Annotated in this window: 16 protein-coding genes and 1 riboswitch; of the genes, 7 read left to right on the forward strand and 9 right to left on the reverse strand. The window is 54.8% G+C overall.

Annotated elements, in window-relative coordinates; genetic code table 11:
* Nucleotides 1-104: 104 nt before the first annotated feature.
* Both ACT3RR_RS00720 and ACT3RR_RS00725 read left to right on the forward strand, forming a co-directional pair.
* Nucleotides 105-1,322 carry an MFS transporter gene (locus ACT3RR_RS00720; protein WP_496199556.1) on the forward strand — a complete coding sequence of 406 codons (1,218 nt, stop codon included), beginning with the start codon at nt 105-107 and terminating at the stop codon, nt 1,320-1,322.
* Nucleotides 1,323-1,410: 88 nt separating this feature from the next.
* Nucleotides 1,411-2,406, forward strand: a complete 996-nt coding sequence (locus ACT3RR_RS00725; protein WP_485901687.1) for a LacI family DNA-binding transcriptional regulator — start codon at nt 1,411-1,413, stop codon at nt 2,404-2,406.
* Between the two features lie 85 nt (nt 2,407-2,491).
* Here the strand turns inward: ACT3RR_RS00725 and ACT3RR_RS00730 are convergent, their stop codons facing one another.
* The 4 genes from ACT3RR_RS00730 to ACT3RR_RS00745 all read right to left on the reverse strand — a co-directional run bounded on the left by ACT3RR_RS00730 (nt 2,492) and on the right by ACT3RR_RS00745 (nt 4,557).
* Entirely contained in the window at nt 2,492-2,923 is a 432-nt protein-coding gene (locus tag ACT3RR_RS00730) for an OsmC family protein (RefSeq protein ID WP_034788271.1), read from the reverse strand.
* A gap of 72 nt (nt 2,924-2,995) precedes the next feature.
* Entirely contained in the window at nt 2,996-3,352 is a 357-nt protein-coding gene (locus tag ACT3RR_RS00735) for a type II toxin-antitoxin system HicB family antitoxin (RefSeq protein WP_353501258.1), read from the reverse strand.
* Entirely contained in the window at nt 3,349-3,606 is a 258-nt protein-coding gene (locus tag ACT3RR_RS00740; protein ID WP_154146338.1) for a type II toxin-antitoxin system HicA family toxin, read from the reverse strand. Before ACT3RR_RS00740 ends, ACT3RR_RS00735 begins: the two co-directional genes overlap by 4 nt.
* Nucleotides 3,607-3,885: 279 nt before the next feature.
* Nucleotides 3,886-4,557, reverse strand: a complete 672-nt coding sequence (locus ACT3RR_RS00745; protein WP_485901684.1) for a DUF3313 domain-containing protein — start codon at nt 4,555-4,557, stop codon at nt 3,886-3,888.
* Between the two features lie 565 nt (nt 4,558-5,122).
* Here ACT3RR_RS00745 and ACT3RR_RS00750 point away from each other — a divergent pair.
* Genes ACT3RR_RS00750 through ACT3RR_RS00760 form a run of 3 tightly spaced genes read left to right on the forward strand, consistent with a single transcriptional unit; the run spans nt 5,123 to nt 8,521 of the window.
* Nucleotides 5,123-5,632: a sugar dehydrogenase complex small subunit gene (locus ACT3RR_RS00750; RefSeq protein ID WP_496199557.1), complete on the forward strand. Its 510-nt coding sequence runs from the start codon at nt 5,123-5,125 to the stop codon at nt 5,630-5,632.
* A 16-nt stretch (nt 5,633-5,648) separates the two neighbouring features.
* Nucleotides 5,649-7,256 carry a GMC family oxidoreductase gene (locus ACT3RR_RS00755; RefSeq protein WP_353501261.1) on the forward strand — a complete coding sequence of 536 codons (1,608 nt, stop codon included), beginning with the start codon at nt 5,649-5,651 and terminating at the stop codon, nt 7,254-7,256.
* Between the two features lie 2 nt (nt 7,257-7,258).
* A complete protein-coding gene (locus ACT3RR_RS00760) occupies nt 7,259-8,521 on the forward strand; it encodes a c-type cytochrome (RefSeq protein ID WP_496199817.1) in 1,263 nt (420 codons plus the stop codon).
* Nucleotides 8,522-9,202: 681 nt separating this feature from the next.
* Here the strand turns inward: ACT3RR_RS00760 and ACT3RR_RS00765 are convergent.
* The gene (locus ACT3RR_RS00765; RefSeq protein WP_496199818.1) at nt 9,203-9,628 is read right to left on the reverse strand and encodes a GNAT family N-acetyltransferase; all 426 of its coding nucleotides are present in this window, start codon (nt 9,626-9,628) and stop codon (nt 9,203-9,205) included.
* Between the two features lie 72 nt (nt 9,629-9,700).
* A riboswitch (TPP riboswitch) is annotated at nt 9,701-9,803 on the forward strand.
* Nucleotides 9,804-9,837: 34 nt separating this feature from the next.
* On the opposite strand from ACT3RR_RS00765, the gene thiM reads away from it, so the two are divergent.
* On the forward strand, nt 9,838-10,647 hold the full coding sequence (gene thiM / locus ACT3RR_RS00770) for a hydroxyethylthiazole kinase (protein WP_496199558.1): 810 nt from the start codon (nt 9,838-9,840) through the stop codon (nt 10,645-10,647).
* Complete coding sequence (gene thiD / locus ACT3RR_RS00775) at nt 10,644-11,444, forward strand: bifunctional hydroxymethylpyrimidine kinase/phosphomethylpyrimidine kinase (RefSeq protein WP_496199559.1); 801 nt, start codon at nt 10,644-10,646, stop codon at nt 11,442-11,444. Before thiM ends, thiD begins: the two co-directional genes overlap by 4 nt.
* A 17-nt stretch (nt 11,445-11,461) precedes the next feature.
* Here the strand turns inward: thiD and ACT3RR_RS00780 are convergent, their stop codons facing one another.
* The 4 genes from ACT3RR_RS00780 to fliR all read right to left on the reverse strand — a co-directional run bounded on the left by ACT3RR_RS00780 (nt 11,462) and on the right by fliR (nt 16,435).
* Nucleotides 11,462-12,325, reverse strand: a complete 864-nt coding sequence (locus ACT3RR_RS00780; protein ID WP_485901677.1) for a hypothetical protein — start codon at nt 12,323-12,325, stop codon at nt 11,462-11,464.
* Between the two features lie 127 nt (nt 12,326-12,452).
* On the reverse strand, nt 12,453-14,546 hold the full coding sequence (gene flhA / locus ACT3RR_RS00785) for a flagellar biosynthesis protein FlhA (RefSeq protein ID WP_353501266.1): 2,094 nt from the start codon (nt 14,544-14,546) through the stop codon (nt 12,453-12,455).
* Nucleotides 14,530-15,672: a flagellar type III secretion system protein FlhB gene (gene flhB / locus ACT3RR_RS00790; RefSeq protein WP_353501267.1), complete on the reverse strand. Its 1,143-nt coding sequence runs from the start codon at nt 15,670-15,672 to the stop codon at nt 14,530-14,532. Before flhB ends, flhA begins: the two co-directional genes overlap by 17 nt.
* Nucleotides 15,662-16,435 (reverse strand): flagellar biosynthetic protein FliR, encoded by a 774-nt coding sequence (fliR, locus tag ACT3RR_RS00795; protein WP_496199819.1) that lies wholly within the window; start codon nt 16,433-16,435, stop codon nt 15,662-15,664. The genes flhB and fliR overlap by 11 nt, the downstream gene beginning before the upstream one ends.
* Nucleotides 16,436-16,439 lie beyond the last annotated feature (4 nt).

Genomic DNA, 16,439 nt, shown 5'->3' on the forward strand with positions numbered 1-16,439 from the left:
CTAATCTAAGATGCCACGACAGTGAAAGGTGAGCGCCGTCAAGTTTTGCAGACTGAAACGCCGTCGTGCCGCCTGCTGAGCATCCTCAACATTTGATGAATCCTATGAACTCAACATCAAAATCAACTGACTCACAGACTGCCATCCACCCTGCGTGGGGCGCGGTATTCGCTATGGCGATGGGCGTTTTCAGCCTGGTCACGGCAGAGTTTTTGCCTGCCAGTTTATTAACCCCGATGGCAATCGGATTGCATATGTCAGAAGGGTTGGCCGGGCAGGCCGTGACCACCACGGCGGCGGTGGCGTTGGTCACCAGCCTGCTGATTTCAGCCGCGACCAAGGGTATTGATCGCAAATACGTGCTGCTGGCTTTCTCATTGCTGCTAGTGGTCGCTAACCTGTTCGTGGCGCTGGCGAATGGCTTTACTGCCGTGTTGATTGGCCGAGTGCTGTTGGGTGTCGCGCTGGGCGGTTTTTGGACCATGGCCGCGGCCACGACAATGCGACTGGTGCCTGAAGATAAAGTGCCAAGGGCGCTGTCGATCATCTTTAGCGGCGTGTCCGTTGCCACTATCGCGGCGGCGCCGATGGGTAGCTACTTCGGCAATCTGTTCGGCTGGCGCAGCGTGTTTTTCGCCGCCAGCGCGCTGGGCGCGGTGACTTTTGTCGCCCAGTTGCTGACCCTGCCTTCACTGCCCGCTAAAGGCAGCGCCGGGTTGAAAACGATTATCGACGTGCTGCGCCGTCCCTCGGTCGGCATTGCTATGGTGGCGACCATTCTGGTCTTCACCGGCCACTTTATTTTCTTCACCTATATGCGGGCTGCTTTGGAGCAGGTGGCGGGAGTGGGCGTGAATACGCTGTCGGCGATTCTGTTGGGCTTTGGGGTAGCGAACTTTATCGGCACGGCGCTGGCTGGCCGAGTGCTTGAGCATCGGCTGCGTTTAATGCTGATTGCCATGCCCGCGCTGATGGCCGTTCTTGCGGCTCTGTTAGCGCTCTTCGGCTCATCTTCGGTGCTGGACTTCGTGCTGGTGGCGCTGTGGGGCATGGCCTTTGGTGGCGTTCCCGTTGCCTGGTCAACCTGGGTAACGCGCGCAGTGCCCGACGAAGCAGAAAGCGCCGGTGGTCTGATTGTGGCGGCGATTCAGTTGGCCATCAGCCTCGGTGCGGCCTTTGGTGGAGCGATGTTTGACCTCAACGGGGCCAACGGCATCTTCTCCTCTTCGGCGGTGATCTTACTGCTCGCCATGCTGCTGATTATGTACAGCGTACCCTCAAAAGCACCGGCACAGGGCGCCAAAGCCCAGAGTTTTCATTGAGTAAACTGCGAGAGGCGTGATCGTTTTTGCACCTGGAGACATGTTATCCTGCGACTGTTTCAAGACCTTTATCTCAAGAGAAGGCAACATGAGCAGGATAAACATACGGCAAGTGGCGAAGGCTGCGGGTGTTTCGACCGCGACTGTATCGCGGGTGATTAATGGCACCGGGCCGGTAAAGCCAGAAACTCGTGAAAAAGTCATGCGCGTCGTTGAGCAGGAAGGCTTTTATCCTAATCGTCTCGGTCAAAAGTTGAGGAATTCCCACAGCGGCATGCTGTTGGTAATGGTTTCAAGTATTGGCAATCCGTTCTGTGCGCTGGTGGTCTGCGGAATCGAGTCCGAGGCCGAGCGGCGCGGATATCACATCATTCTGTGCAATTCAGAATCCAGCCCGCAGCGGGAAGCCGCCTACCTGAAGTTGCTGCACGAGCGCACCGTGGACGGCGTGATCACCATGGATGCCACCACCCAAATTGATGCGCTGAAAGAGCATATTGGCCACCACCCTTGGGTGCAGTGTGGTGAGTACAAGCAGGGCGCTGCGCCTTTTGTTTCTATCGATAGTTATTCCGCTGCCCGTGCCGCCGTCGACCATTTAGTTCAATCCGGCAAAAAGCGTATCGCGATGATCAGCGCCCGCGAAGGCTATAAGTACGCGCAAGAGCGTGAGCAGGGCTATCTCGACAGTCTCGCCGAGGCCGGGCTGTCATGGCATAAAATTGTTCATGCCCGCAATGTAATGAGCTTCACCGACGGGGCATCGGCCTATGAGGCGCTGACGTCAGGCGATGAGCCTTGCGATGCGATTTTTGGGATCTCAGATATCCTGGCCTGTGGCGCATTGAACGCCGCAGTTAAAGCAGGTAAAGCCATTCCCGATCAACTGGCGCTGGTGGGTTTTGACGGCGTGCCCTGTTCTGAAATCACATTGCCAATGCTAACCACTATTCAGCAGCCGATGTTGGAGATGGGGTGTAGAAGCGCGGGATTGTTAATCGATCAGATTGAAGGGAAGGCGTTGACCAGCCACGAAAGCGAGCTTCTTCTCCCTTGGAATCTGGTTCCGAGGGATTCCACCTGATAAAGCCAGTGGTGTTTGTGCCGCCATTCGTGACTGTTTATTCAGGCATTGATGTCAGATCAATGCCTCTTCAGGGAACCGATTTCTAGTTTTCGAGCTGATAGTCGAGGGTGATTTCGGCTTTCAGCAGCTTAGAAACCGGGCAACCGGCTTTGGCTTTCTGAATGATCTCGTCGAACTTCGCCTTATCAATCCCCGGCAGCTTCACTTTGCTTTGCAGCGCGACTTTGCTAATCGCGAATCCGCCGTCCACTTTATCTAACGAGACGTTAGCCTCGGTATCAATGCTCTTGGCAACATGCCCAGCTTCTGTGAGCATCAAAGAGAGCGCCATAGAGAAGCAAGCCGCGTGCGCCGCGCCAATCAGCTCTTCCGGGTTAGTGCCGGGTTTACCTTCAAAGCGAGTGTTGAAGCCATAGGGTTGTTTATCCAGAGCGCCACTCTCCGTGGAGATAGTCCCTTTACCTTCCTTAATGTTACCTTCCCAGTGAGCCTGTCCTTTCTTGTGAATGGTCATGTTAATCCTCCGGTTTGTGAACATTGAGGATAAGTATAGTCATGAACTCGGAGGTTGAAGGGCTGAAGGGGATTAAACAGATTTATCTGTGTGCATTGGGTCATACACCATGCGTGAGAGCATATCGTTAATCCATTGATTAACACTTTTGCCTGAAATCTCCGCGGCAACATTAATGGCTGAATGGACTTCAGGTGGGATGCGTAAACTGATTTTTCCGCTGGCTGGGCGCTGTGGTGACCTGCCTTGTTCAGCGCAATAGCTGAGATAGTCATCGACAGCTTCCTCAAAAGCATTTCGCAAATCAGTCACATTATCGGCATGAAAGCCTATGACGTCCCTAATGCCAGCGATATGCCCGATCAGGCATTGGTCTTCTTCGCTGTATTCAATTTTTGCCGCATAACCCTGATAAATCATGGTACTCATGGAATGACTCCTATTGTTTCAAGAAAGATTCTGGCACTTCTGACTTGATAAACTTTTGCCTCTTTCTCTGGATGGGGACGATGAAATGAGGCAACCACTCGCTGAATTTCAAACCTCACTCGCGATCCTTTCCCTTCTGTAACGAGTGCGCCAAGCGCAACAAATAAATTCTCGATCTTACGCCATTCCAGCGTGCGAGATGTTGGTGTGGAAAAGATGATATTCAATGTCTTTAGATGGTTAGCGTTCAACATGCTGGTGCCCTAAATCCTTTTAGTTGCAATGCGCCATGTTGGCTTAATGATATCATTTTTTGATATCGTCTGCGGCATTTGAGTTGAATTATTAATCAATAACAATATTCAAGGATTAGAGACCAATCTCGGCGCTACATAAAGTCATTGGCTTAATTTTCAAAAAATTACATGCTTATTTGCGAGACATTTTCCAACCATTTTCCGATTTTTTTCCAACACCCGTCCTAAAAACAAAAAAGCAGCCCGCAGGCTGCTTTTTCACTTCCACTCGAACACTTACTTTTGCGGGGCTGGGTTGAACTGCACGGCGTCGGTCGCCAGGCTGTCTACCACGCCTTTCAGGTCGTTCAGGGTCACTTTTTGGCTGTCGTTAGAGACTTGTTTACCCAGGCCTTTACGCACCACTTTCACAACCACTTTACCGGTGCTGGCGTCGATCAGCTCAGCTTCGAAATAGAGTTCGGTATCGCGGGTGCGGTGGCCACTGGCGGTTTCTGCGCCAGCAACAACTAACGCCACTGGGATCACTTCATAGAACTGCAAACCCTCTGCCGCAGTGCTCACCCCGGTGATGGCACCTTTAAAGATTAAGGTGCGAGGACCAGCGTGGTCGGTCAGCGGAAGACGCTGCGCGATAGACGATTTCAGACGGTTATTGGTGTAATCCAGCACGCCATCCAAGGTCTGTTTGTCGATTTGCGCATTTGGCTGAGGCTGCGGGTAGAAGGTGATTGGCTGGTAGAGAACATGTGAATAGTTAGAAGCGTTGAAGGACGGATCAACCCAGCGTAATACCGTTTTTCCGGACGGTGTTTTGGTCTCTTTTAAACCAGAATAATCGCCGAGGAAGCCAGAATATTTATCCGATTTAGTGATCTGACTTGTACACCCTGCAAGCAATACTGCACCGGCAATGAGCGCAGCTTGCAAAATCTTCGTTTTTTTCATTGGAGGAGCCTTAAGTGTGTAAGTGGCGTGTCAAATTATGTATAGCACTAAAAGCAAATTTCACCGTGCGATAATCATCAAAAACGGCGTGAAAGCAGAATAGCAAAATAAAAGTCTGTGCTATCAACAACAACAAGATTTTTTGACGTAGAGGGGTAAAAAATTACGGTTGCCCTGAGACAGCTAAAAAATGCGCATCAAACAAGAAAAATTTGCTGATTTATTTCACGCTATAAAATAAATAAAAAACAACTAACTACTTGTATTTATTGATTTAATTTTTTGTGTAAATCAATATTTAGCACGAAATGAACCACATCAACATATTATCCCTGCATATCGTGTTGTATCATGCCGACGTTTCTTTACATATCGGCTACTTTTATAACAATGATGCGCATAAAAAATAATCCTCTCCGCATTATACAAGCCGGTAGATAACACCGCGTACAACCATTGAATTGTGCACTTTACTCACCCGTTAGGGTGACAGCGCGTTGATGAAGGGCGCAGCCCACGGATGTCCGTTCATCCGTCATCCCGTTGTTTTTTAGGAGAAAATGCAATGTCTGATACCCCTTCGAAGACGCTTCGCGTCAGCGGCGTTTCACGTCGTCGCTTATTGGGTTATATCGGCGTCGGACTGGCCAGCAGCCTGATGATGCCTATTCCGCTAAAAGCTTTTGCCGCCGACGGCGAACCTTCGCCAGTTGATGTCGACAAGTTCTTACGTATTTCCCGCGCGCTGACCGGCAAAAAGCACCTCAACCCGGTGATTGGCCAACGTCTGTATGCGGCGATTTTACAGCGCAAACCTGACATCGCCGCGCAGTTGGACTCACTGCAAACCCTGCCTGCCGGTGCGCCATCGAGCTGGGCTCAGCCACAGCAAGACGCCGCGCGCATTATCCTGCAAGGCTGGTATTTGGGGCAGGTGGGCGAAGGGCAAGACATTGCAGTCGTGACTTATGAAAAAGCGCTGATGTTTGAGGCGGTCTCCGATGTGCTGGTGATCCGCTCTTACTGTACCAATCGTCCTGGCTACTGGGCTGCCAAGCCCGATGTCGCGCTTTAATTAAGGAAAAAAGAACATGGCTGACACATTAAAAGCTGACGTCGTTGTCATTGGCTCAGGCGTTGCCGGTGGTTTAGTGGCAAACGAACTGGCGAAAGCCGGGAAAAACGTCTTAATTTTGGAAGCAGGCCCGCGCCTGTCTCGCTGGGAAATTGTCGAGAATTTCCGCAATCAGGCCGACAAGTCGGACAACATGAAGCCGTATCCGTCTACCGACTACGCGCCGCATCCTGAAGCGAATCCAAGCAATAACTATCTGATTCAGAAGGGTGAACACCCGTACGACGCGCAGTTTATCCGCGTGGTGGGTGGCACAACCTGGCACTGGGCGGCCTCCGCGTGGCGCTTCCTGCCGAACGACTTCAAGATTAAATCTCTCTACGGCGTTGGCCGCGACTGGCCGATGGAGTACGGCGAGTTGGAGAAATGGTACTTCCGCGCCGAGCAAGAGCTGGGCGTGTGGGGGCCGAACAATGAAGAGCTGGGTTCGCCGCGCAGTGCGCCATACCCGATGGAGCCTCTGCCGCTCTCTTACAACGAACAGCGCCTGAAAACCGTGCTCAACAACAACGGTTACTACGTAGTGACCGAGCCTGTGGCGCGTAACAGCCGCCCTTACGATGGCCGCCCGACCTGCTGTGGTAACAACAACTGCATGCCGATTTGCCCGATTGGCGCGATGTACAACGGCATCACCCACGTTGAGAAAGCCGAGAAAAACGGCGCAGTTCTGCGTCCTGAATCCGTGGTGTACAAGCTGGAAGTCAATGACAAGCAGGAGATCACCGCCGCGCTGTTCAAAGACCCGCAGGGCAATGAGCATCGTGCTGAAGCGAAATACTTCGTGTTGGCGGCGAACGGCATCGAAATCCCTAAACTGATGCTGATGTCCACCAATGACAAGAACCCGAACGGCGTGGGTAACAGTTCTGACCAAGTGGGCCGCAACCTGATGGACCACCCAGGCGTCGGCGTTGAGTTTTACGCCAATGAGCCGCTGTGGCCGGGGCGCGGGCCGCAGGAGATGACCTCCATGGTGGGCTTCCGCGACGGTGATTTTCGTAAAGAGTACGCCGCGAAGAAAATCCACCTGTCGAACGTCTCCCGCACCGATCAGGAAGCAGGGCGTCTGCTGAGCCAAAAGGGCGAGCTGATCCTTGGGCCAGACCTCGACAAGCGTATTCGCGATCGTTCTTCGCGCTACGTGCGTTTCGACAGCTTCCACGAGATCCTGCCGCACGCGGAAAACCGCATCATTCCGAGTGCCACTGAGAAAGACAAACTGGGTATTCCGAAGCCGGAGTTCTACTACGCGATGGACGACTATGTGCGTAAAAGTGCTGAGCACACCTACAAAGTCTATGCCGATGCTGCGCGCCTGATGGGCGGCACCGACATCACTTACTTCAAAGACTTCGCCAACAACAACCACATTACCGGCACCACTATCATGGGCCACGACCCGAAAGACTCGGTGGTGGATACCGACTGTCGCACCCATGACCATAAGAACCTGTTTATCGCCAGTAGCGCGGTCATGCCGACCGTCGGCTCGGTAAACTGTACCTTGACCATTGCGGCGCTCTCGCTACGGATTGCAGAAACATTAAAGGCGGAGGTGTAATGATGAAAAAGTTAACCCTTAGCCTGATGGCTGCTGTTGGTCTGTTCAGCTTTGCGGCACAGGCCGAAGAGTCTGGCGTGGACCTGATTAAACGCGGTGAATACCTGACGCAGGCCGCGGACTGCGTGGCCTGTCACACCACCAAAGACGGTAAACCTTTTGCCGGTGGCTTAGCCTTTAAAACCCCTATGGGTACCCTATATTCGCCAAATATCACGGCGGATAAAGAGACGGGCATCGGCACATGGAGCGACGAAGACTTCCTGCGCGCGGTCCACGAAGGTAAGAACAAAGAGGGGCAGCACCTGTATCCGGCCTTCCCGTACACCTCTTACACGCTGTTGAAAGATGACGACGTGAAAGCCATTAAGGCCTACTTGTTCAGCCTGCCGCCGGTGCATCAGCAAAATCGCGAAAACGAGATGCCGTTCCCGTTCAACCAGCGCTGGGGTATGTGGTTCTGGAATCTGGTGAACTTCGACAGCAAGCGTTTTGAGCCAGACACCGCGCAGTCAGCCGAGTGGAATCAGGGTAAATATCTGGTCGAAGGCTTAGGTCACTGCGGCGAGTGCCACACCCCGCGTAACATCACCATGGGGATGAAAGACGGCAAGCCTTACGCCGGAACCGAGGTTGACGGCTGGACCGCGTTCAACATCTCTTCCGACAAAAACGCCGGGATTGGTAGCTGGAGCAAAGGCGACATCGTGCAGTATCTACGTTCTGGTCACGTCAGTGGCAAAGCGCAGGCCGCAGGCCCGATGGCGGAAGTTATCGAGAACAGTACTCGTCATCTGACCGATGCCGACCTGAACGCGATGGCGACTTACATCCAGACGCTGAAGCCGCAGGCGGATTCATCCGTCACCAAGAGCCGTTCTGATTGGGGCCATGAGAGCACCAGCGTAGACAACCTGCGCGGCGTGCCATTCAAAGCCAGTCAGGAAACCGACGGCGCGCGCCTGTTCCTCGGCAACTGCGCAAGCTGCCACAGCTTCGGCGGTCAGGGCAGCCAAGACGGCTATTACCCATCGCTGATGAAAAACAGCGTAGTAGGTGCCCAGACGCCAAACAACTTGGTCAATGTTATCCTGCACGGCGTATCGCGCAAAACTAACGACGGCGACGTGTTTATGCCGGGCTTTGCTGACACCCTGAGTGACAAGCAGATCGCCACGCTGAGCACTTATATGTTTAAAGAGTTTGGTGCTCAGCCAGCGTTAAATGTGAAAGATAAAGATGTGAAGGATTTGCGCGGGGAGTGATCCCCGGTTGATCATCACTGCCCAGTGAAGGGGGGAGTGGGGTAAACGTTGCGGCGTTTAATCCCGCTTTCCCCTTTTTCTATTGCATCTTTAAATTCAAATTCAAATTCAAGGTCGTGGGCGTCGGCCCACACCGACCAAGGGAGGCGTAAACGCGCCTCCCTTGGAACCCTGCGTTTTTTCTGTTGTGAGATCGAGGCTGCGCAGGGTTGGAATGAACGTGTTTCAGCAGCCATTGTGATCGTCGCGAAGTGCCGCCGCTTAGGCGGTTCCCGAATTTCAGGCTTCGAGCCTTTGGTCTCGAACCATTCATTCGGCGTCACTTCTGAACGCGACCTACTGGCATTTACACCGAACCTTCCCATCCCCCTTCACAAACTCGAATTTGCCTGAAACGGCACGGTAGAGAAGCCCCAAAACCGCAGTCAAAAATGGCGCTGAGCAAGAGGTTCAAGACCTGAGGCTTGAATCCCGCAGCGAAGGTACCGCCTAAGCGGCGACATTTTGCGGTGTATAACGGAAGTAGCTGAAACATGTTCGTTTCACGAGCGGAGCGCGCAGTAAAGAGCCGGGGATTCTCAAGGGGCGCGGCGATAGGCGCCCCTTGAGGCCGGTGTGGCGGCAGCGCACGGTTTTGAATTTGAATTTGAATTTAAAGATTTAGCCCGCCCGCCAAGGGCATTATTTCTTCAAGAAATGAAAAAGATAATAATCCCCTTTTGGACTCTCGCCCTCGGCGACAACCTCCCATCCCTTGGCGAGATAAAATCCGACGGAGTTTTTACTCTTGATCAAACACTTCAGTGAGCCTGTGCCGGTGAACAGGGCTTCGCTGGCGTGGAGCAGGGCGCTGCCGACGCCGGTGCCTTTGTGGGCAGGATCAACGAACAGGTTATGCAGGAAATTCTCTTGGGTGAAGATGGACGCAAAACCTAGCAACTTTCCTTGATGTTCGGCGACGATCACAGTTTCTCCAAGGATGGCGCGGTCGAAATCTTCGAGTTGAAAATCATCAGTGTCCATCCAAGTCCACGTATCCTTGCGTGACGCGAGGTACAGGGTGCGTAAAAAAGGGCGATCGGCTTCTTCATAAGGGCGTATCTGCAAGACATCTTCTCCATTGTTACCCGCTTCGACGATTCTAGGTTGATCTTCCAGACGTGCCAACCAATAATGGCTTTCGTTGACTCGGGGTGTCCTTCTTGTGAAAGAAAGGGCTGAGACCTTACCCGTATTACCTGATCTGGATTATGCCAGCGTAGGGAAGTCAGGTATCTCTCCCGATACCGCCTTCTTTAGCGCCGGTTGGGAGAAATATGAACACTCGACCTTCCGTTTTTTCCGGCAACTCTGCTGCCGCTGCCCTCGAAAACCTGCGTCACGCTAAGCCGCTGGTTCACTGTCTGACTAATGATGTTGTGCAATCCTTTACGGCCAATGTGCTGCTGGCGTTGAATGCCTCCCCCGCGATGGTGGTGGACCCAACCGAAGCCGCGCAGTTCAGCGCCATTGCTGATGCGGTGCTGATTAACGTCGGGACGCTGACTCAGCCTCATGCCGACGCCATGCTGGCGGCGGTTAACTCGGCTAATCAAGCTGGGAAGCCTTGGGTGCTGGACCCGGTGGCCGTCGGCGGGCTGGGTCTGCGCACTGAGTTTTGCCGCCAGTTAATCAAACTTCATCCTGCCGCGATTCGTGGAAACGCCTCTGAGATCCGTGCGTTAAGTGGCTTAACCTCTACCGGGCGCGGCGTGGATAGCGGCGACGACTCGCTCTCCGCGCTGCCCGCCGCCGAAGCCTTGGCTCGCGAAACCGGGGCTATCGTGGCGGTGACGGGGGAAGTTGATTATGTCACTGACGGCGCGCGTAGCCTTGCTGTGACAGGCGGCGACGCCCTGATGACCCGCATTGTCGGCACCGGCTGCGCGCTGTCGGCGGTGGTGGCGGCTTTTGTTTCCCTGCCCGGCGATCTGCTGGATAACGTCGCGGCGGCTTGCCGAGTGATGTCCTGTGCGGGGGAAAGGGCGTGCAGCGAAGCTCGAGGGCCGGGCAGCTTTACCCCGGCTTTTCTCGACAACCTGTGGCTGCTGAATGGCGAGATGCTGACGTCGGGGGAAGTAATATGAAACGTATCAATGCATTAACTATTGCCGGGACGGACCCGAGCGGCGGTGCGGGGATTCAGGCTGACCTGAAAACCTTCTCGGCGCTGGCGGCTTACGGCACCAGCGTTATCACCGCGCTGGTGGCGCAAAACACCCGTGGCGTGCAGTCGGTTTACAACATCGACCCGGCTTTTGTGGCGGCGCAGCTGGACTCGGTGCTCAGCGACGTGCGTATTGATACCGCCAAAATCGGCATGCTGGCTAACAGCGATATTGTCGAAGCCGTGGCCGAGCGCCTTCGGCACTATCAGCCGCCGTTTGTGGTGCTGGACACCGTTATGCTGGCTAAAAGCGGCGATCCGCTGCTGTCGGCGGATTCGGTTGAAGCTTTGCGACGCCTGCTGCTGCCGCAGGTAGCGATTATCACGCCAAACCTGCCGGAGGCGGCGGCGCTGCTGGAGTGCGACATGGCGCAGAATGAGCAAGAGATGCGTGAACAGGGCGAGGCGCTGTTGGCGATGGGCTGTGACGCGGTGCTGATGAAGGGCGGGCATTTAACGGATAGCGAAAGCCCGGACTGGCTGTTTATGCGCGGATCCCGCGAGCGCTTTACCGCGCCGCGGGTTGAGACTCGACACACTCATGGCACAGGCTGCACGCTGTCGGCGGCGTTGGCGGCTCTGCGCCCGCGCCACGATAACTGGCCGGACACCGTCCGCGCCGCGAAGGCTTATCTGCAGCAGGCGCTGGTGCAGGCGGATTCGCTGGAGGTGGGGCAAGGTATCGGCCCGGTTCACCATTTTCACCAGTGGTGGTAACCGCGCGAACTCTGCCGTCAGGCTCGGATTTTGTTATGGCATAACTCAGGTTCTACCTGTTTGAACATCGACAGCGCCTGCTGCAAATGCTCGGCGTCGAACGGATTCAACGGGTAGAACTTCTCCTCTTTGCGCGGGCGCAGTGACAGCCGAATCTGGTTGGCGGTCACTCGCTCATACAAGTAGCTGGCGATGTCGTCATTCTCCTCGTCGCGCCAGGAAATCAGCAGCGCCGCGTGCTCGCCGGTGCGGCGGCCGAGAAAACGATTCTTGGTCCACATCCCTTCAAAATCGCCATCCTTTTGCAGTTTCTTACCGCTGAACAGATCGCTGTCAGCCAGATACCACAGGGCCTGCGGAGAGATCTCCCTTTGCACGCTACGCCACATTGGCTGATTGTTTTCCATCTGCCAGCACGCCATGCCGAGGTAGTCATTAAGCTCGCGCCAGTCGTTTTCCAACTGCTGTTTCAAACTTTTGTCGGCCAGCGTGTGGAACTGCTGCAAGCCGGTAGCCTGTGCGCCAAGACGGGTATAGCCGACCACCGACATGGTGCGCGGCCTGCGGCGCAGCGTCATCCACAGCAGGAATTTGGGAATGCGGAACTTGATGGCCTGCACGCTGAGCTTGTAACGCTGGCCGCGTGACATCACCAAGCCGTTAGACGCGCCGCGTTTGTCTTGATAATTGCGTACCAGCACCACGCTGTTTTGCCCCATCCAGCCGGTGACGTAATGCTCTTTGTCGCTGGCTGAAATATCCAAATCACGGGCGATCTGCTCGATTTTCTCCACGTCCAATTGGCCGAGGGAGAGGCTTTGATCCGCGCTGTAATAGCTCTTCTTTAAAACGGAGGAGGTCGGGTGAGTGGCTAACGACATAACCGGGCTTCCAGCAAAATGACATTATTTATAGCGTAGCCTAAGTTGTCGGACATATTTATGTCAGTGCTAGCAAAAACCACAATTTTAATATCCCGCGCCCAAAATAAGGCGCGGGGGAAGGGCGTTACGTCAGACTGCCTTCAATACGCAGTTCGTGTTCATCGGGGATTTCATTGAAGGAGAGCACGTGCAGCCCCGGCGCGAATAAACGGGCATAGCGCGACAGCAGCGGGCGCAGCTGCGGCGGCACCAGCAGCACCGGCTCTTTACCAATGGCTTTCATCTGCTCTTTGACTTTTGGCAGCGTATTTTGGAACTGTGTCAGCAGGTTAGGGTCCAGCGGAATGCTGTCGAGCGGCGTTTTACCCGCCGTTTGCGTCTGATTAAAGGCGGTCATCAGCAGCGTTTCCAGCTCGTGATGCAGGGTGTAAACCGACAGCGCGCTGCCCTGAACCATGCCCGCCGTGATGCTGCGGCGTAGGGCATAACGCACGTCGGCCGCCAGCAGGAAGGCGTCTTTGGTGGTGGCTGCGCTTTCCAGCAGCGTAGTGCCGATCACCACGATATCGCGCAGCGACACCCCTTCTTGCAGCAGCATGCGATAGATGCGCAGCAGCTGGCTGTAATTGAGGGCGCCGTTGAGATCTTCCGCCAGTTTGGGGGACATCGACGCCAGCCGGTTGTGCAGCAGGGTGATGTCGTCATAGTTAAACAGGTCAGGAATATGCTGGCGCAGCACCTTGTTGACGTGAGTTGCCACTACGCTGGCGCAGTCCACCACCTGATAGCCCAGATTAAGCGCGTGCGGCTTCTGGTCCGGCGTTATCCAGGTCACCGGCATGCCGTAGGCCGGGTCATTATCCAGCTGGCCGTCCACCTCGCCATAGGTTTCGCTGGAGGGCAGCGCCATCAGTTTATCGGCGGGCAGCGTGCCGCTGGCCTGCTTGATGCCGTTGACCGTGATGATGTACTGGGTCGGCTTAAGGCGGAAGTTCTCGCGAATTCGCACCTCGGGCAGCAGCACGCCGTAGGTTTCCGACACCACCTGCCGCACCCCGCGTATTCGCTGAGTGAGGGGGCTGCCTTTAGATTTATCAACCAGCGTCACCAGCTTGTAGCCAAGGCTAATTGCCACCGGCTCAATCAGCGGAATGCTTTCCCAGCTAACGGTTTGCTCAATATCTTCGCTGATATTTTTCGAGATTTCCGCCAGTTGCTCGGCTTCATTGACTGCCGCCTTAGGCTGGCGGCTGATGCGCCACGCGGTGTAAGCCAGCATCGCGGTGAAAGAGAGGAAGGGCAGATGCGGCATGCCTGGCACCACCGCCAGCACAAACATCACGCCCGCCGCCGTGTAGAGCGTCATTGGCGAGGCCAGCAACTGACGCTTCATCTCCGTGGCCATATCGCCGCTGTCGTTGACGCGGGTAACAATAATTGCCGCCGCGGTAGAGAGCAGCAGGGACGGGATTTGCGCCACCAGACCATCACCAATGGTCAGTAACACGTACTGCTGGAAGGCGGCGCTGGCGCTCAGGTCATATTTAAAGATACCGATACAGATACCGCCGATCAGGTTGATCATTAAGATCATCATCCCGGCGATGGCGTCCCCACGGACAAACTTCGACGCCCCGTCCATTGCGCCGTAGAAATCCGCCTCGCTGGCGATCTCTTTGCGGCGGGTTCGCGCCTGCTCTTGGTTGATAAGCCCGGCATTCAGGTCGGCGTCGATCGCCATCTGTTTGCCCGGCATGGCGTCGAGGGTGAATCGCGCCGATACCTCGGAAATACGCTCGGCCCCCTTGGTCACCACCACGAAGTTGATGATCATCAAGATCACGAACACTACGAAGCCAACCACGAAGTTACCGCCGATCACCACCTGACCGAAGGATTCAATCACCTTACCGGCGGCGCCAACCCCTTCATGACCAAACAGCAGCACCACGCGGGTAGACGCCACGTTGAGCGACAGGCGCAACAGGGTGGTTATCAGCAAGACGGTGGGGAACAGCGCGAAATCGAGCGGGCGCTTGGTCGATACGCTGACCAGCAGCACCAGCACCGCCAGCACGATGTTGAAGGTGAACAGGACGTCGAGCACCATCGGTGGCAATGGCAAGATGATCATTGCCAAAATACTCAGCAGTACCAAAGGTACGCCGACGCTGCCTCCCCGGAACACTTTAAAGAACCTGCTAGTGAATTTCTGCATCCTGTTTTAACACCTCTTTCGGGATCGTCATGAATCGGTTTAATTGCGGGCGCGAGCTGCTATTGCCCACGCGCCAGGATTTGAGCTGCAATACATAGGTCAGCACGTGCGCAATGGCGCGGTAGAGCTGAGAAGGGATCTGCTGATTAACCTGCGTGGTGTAATAAACCGCGCGGGCCAACTTAGGAAACTCGACGATTTCAATCTGGTTTTCCTTCGCGACCTGACGGATATAAAGCGCGGTTTCATCACTGCCTTTCGCCACCACGTAAGGGGCAGCGGCGCGGGAGTGGTCATACTTCAGCGCCACGGCAAAGTGCGTCGGGTTGGTGATAATCACGTCGGCTCCCGGCACGGTGCGGCGGATCTGCCCCATGGCGACCTGCCGCTGGAGCTGGCGAATGCGGGATTTCACCTCCGGCTTACCTTCGCTGTTCTTGTATTCGTCCTTCTGCTCTTGCTTGGTCATGCGCAGTTTTTTGTTGAACATGTACTTGGTGATCGGCAGATCCACGGCGGCAAAGAAGCCAACCAGCAACACGAAGTTGAACATCACATCGCCATACAGCGAGAGGCTGTGGAACACCGCCTCTTTGAAAAACAGTGACTGCATGGCGAGGTAATCCGGCAGGTAGCTGCTCACCATGTGGTAGAGCAGGGCCAGCATGATGATGCTTTTGAACATCATTTTGAGCGTTTCAACCAGATGCTGGGCGCTAAACAGGCGGCCAATTCCGGTGATAGGGTTCAGTTTGCCGAAGTTCGGCAGCAGCTTTTTCGGCGTGAATATCCAGCCGCCGGGGATCAGCGATACTGCCGACGCAGCCAACGGAATGGGGATCAGCGTGACAACAAATTTCAAAAATATCAGCATATTGTATTTAAGGAACTGGGCGATAATGCCCGGTTCGACAATGTGCTGGGAGTACTGATTGAGTGACACAAAGGCTTCACGCACGAAATCCCGGTAGTGGGGCATGCTGCTGCTCACCACAAAGAACGCCGCAAACAGGCTGCCCGCCAGCGAGATATCTTTTGAGCGAGCAATTTCGCCCTCTTCGCGCGCCTTGCGCTTTTTCTGCGCCGAGGCCTTCTCACTCTTTTCTCCTGCTGAATCATCCGCCATTGGAGACCCTCATGCTGTCGAGCATCGCCAATATTTGGTTGGTGAAATGCAGATAATGGTCCGGCAGGTTGTAGAACAGCGCGGCCAGACAGCCCAGGCCGAACAGCATATTAATAGGGAAGCCGAGCGAGAACAGGTTGAGGGTGGGCGCAATGCGGTTAAGCAGGCCAAACACGCCCTGAACCGTCAGCATAATAAAAGTTGTCGGCAGCGCCAGCAGCATGGCGGAGGAGAAAACCCAGCCCAGCGCCAGCGCCATCACTTTAAAACTTTGCGGGTGCAGCGCGTTGCCAATCGGCCAATAGGTGAAGCCTTTGAACAAGATAGTCACCAGCAGCAGGTGGCCGTCCATCACGAAGAACAGCAGTCCGGCAAAGATATACACGGTTTGTGAAATCACGGTGGTGGACGCGCCGCTGTTGGGGTCATTCATGACGGCCATGCTCATGCCCATATTAAACGACAGGATTTGGCCGGCGGTCTGTAACGCCAGAAACACCAGTTGAAGCGTCATGCCAAACACCAACCCCCAGATAATCTGCTCGAAGGTCAGCAATATGCCGCGCATGGAGAGCAGGCTGACTTCGACAACATTGGGAACCAGCGGGGCCATGATGATCGCCAGCGCCAAAGAAATAATAATGCGAATGCGGACGTTCAGCGCCTTGTTGTCCAGAATGGGGCAAAAATGGACAAACGACATGATGCGCACAAAGGGAAACCAGAGTGAGAACACCAGGGCGGTTAGCGCGTCAATCGGCATCATG

Source organism: Ewingella sp. AOP8-B2-18, assembly GCF_052376015.1.
In the GTDB taxonomy this organism is placed as follows: Bacteria; Pseudomonadota; Gammaproteobacteria; order Enterobacterales; family Enterobacteriaceae; genus Ewingella; species Ewingella allii.

Bases quoted from the DNA above. Each gene is read 5' to 3' on its own strand.
- flhB (WP_353501267.1), bottom strand. From the start codon at position 15,672: ATGGCGGATGATTCAGCAGGAGAAAAGAGTGAGAAGGCCTCGGCGCAG.
- ACT3RR_RS00760 (WP_496199817.1), top strand. From the start codon at position 7,259: ATGAAAAAGTTAACCCTTAGCCTGATGGCTGCTGTTGGTCTGTTCAGC.
- thiM (WP_496199558.1), top strand. From the start codon at position 9,838: ATGAACACTCGACCTTCCGTTTTTTCCGGCAACTCTGCTGCCGCTGCC.
- ACT3RR_RS00730 (WP_034788271.1), bottom strand. From the start codon at position 2,923: ATGACCATTCACAAGAAAGGACAGGCTCACTGGGAAGGTAACATTAAG.
- flhA (WP_353501266.1), bottom strand. From the start codon at position 14,546: ATGCAGAAATTCACTAGCAGGTTCTTTAAAGTGTTCCGGGGAGGCAGC.
- ACT3RR_RS00735 (WP_353501258.1), bottom strand. From the start codon at position 3,352: ATGAGTACCATGATTTATCAGGGTTATGCGGCAAAAATTGAATACAGC.
- thiD (WP_496199559.1), top strand. From the start codon at position 10,644: ATGAAACGTATCAATGCATTAACTATTGCCGGGACGGACCCGAGCGGC.
- ACT3RR_RS00780 (WP_485901677.1), bottom strand. From the start codon at position 12,325: ATGTCGTTAGCCACTCACCCGACCTCCTCCGTTTTAAAGAAGAGCTAT.
- ACT3RR_RS00745 (WP_485901684.1), bottom strand. From the start codon at position 4,557: ATGAAAAAAACGAAGATTTTGCAAGCTGCGCTCATTGCCGGTGCAGTA.
- ACT3RR_RS00740 (WP_154146338.1), bottom strand. From the start codon at position 3,606: ATGTTGAACGCTAACCATCTAAAGACATTGAATATCATCTTTTCCACA.
- ACT3RR_RS00725 (WP_485901687.1), top strand. From the start codon at position 1,411: ATGAGCAGGATAAACATACGGCAAGTGGCGAAGGCTGCGGGTGTTTCG.
- fliR (WP_496199819.1), bottom strand. From the start codon at position 16,435: ATGCCGATTGACGCGCTAACCGCCCTGGTGTTCTCACTCTGGTTTCCC.
- ACT3RR_RS00720 (WP_496199556.1), top strand. From the start codon at position 105: ATGAACTCAACATCAAAATCAACTGACTCACAGACTGCCATCCACCCT.
- ACT3RR_RS00755 (WP_353501261.1), top strand. From the start codon at position 5,649: ATGGCTGACACATTAAAAGCTGACGTCGTTGTCATTGGCTCAGGCGTT.
- ACT3RR_RS00750 (WP_496199557.1), top strand. From the start codon at position 5,123: ATGTCTGATACCCCTTCGAAGACGCTTCGCGTCAGCGGCGTTTCACGT.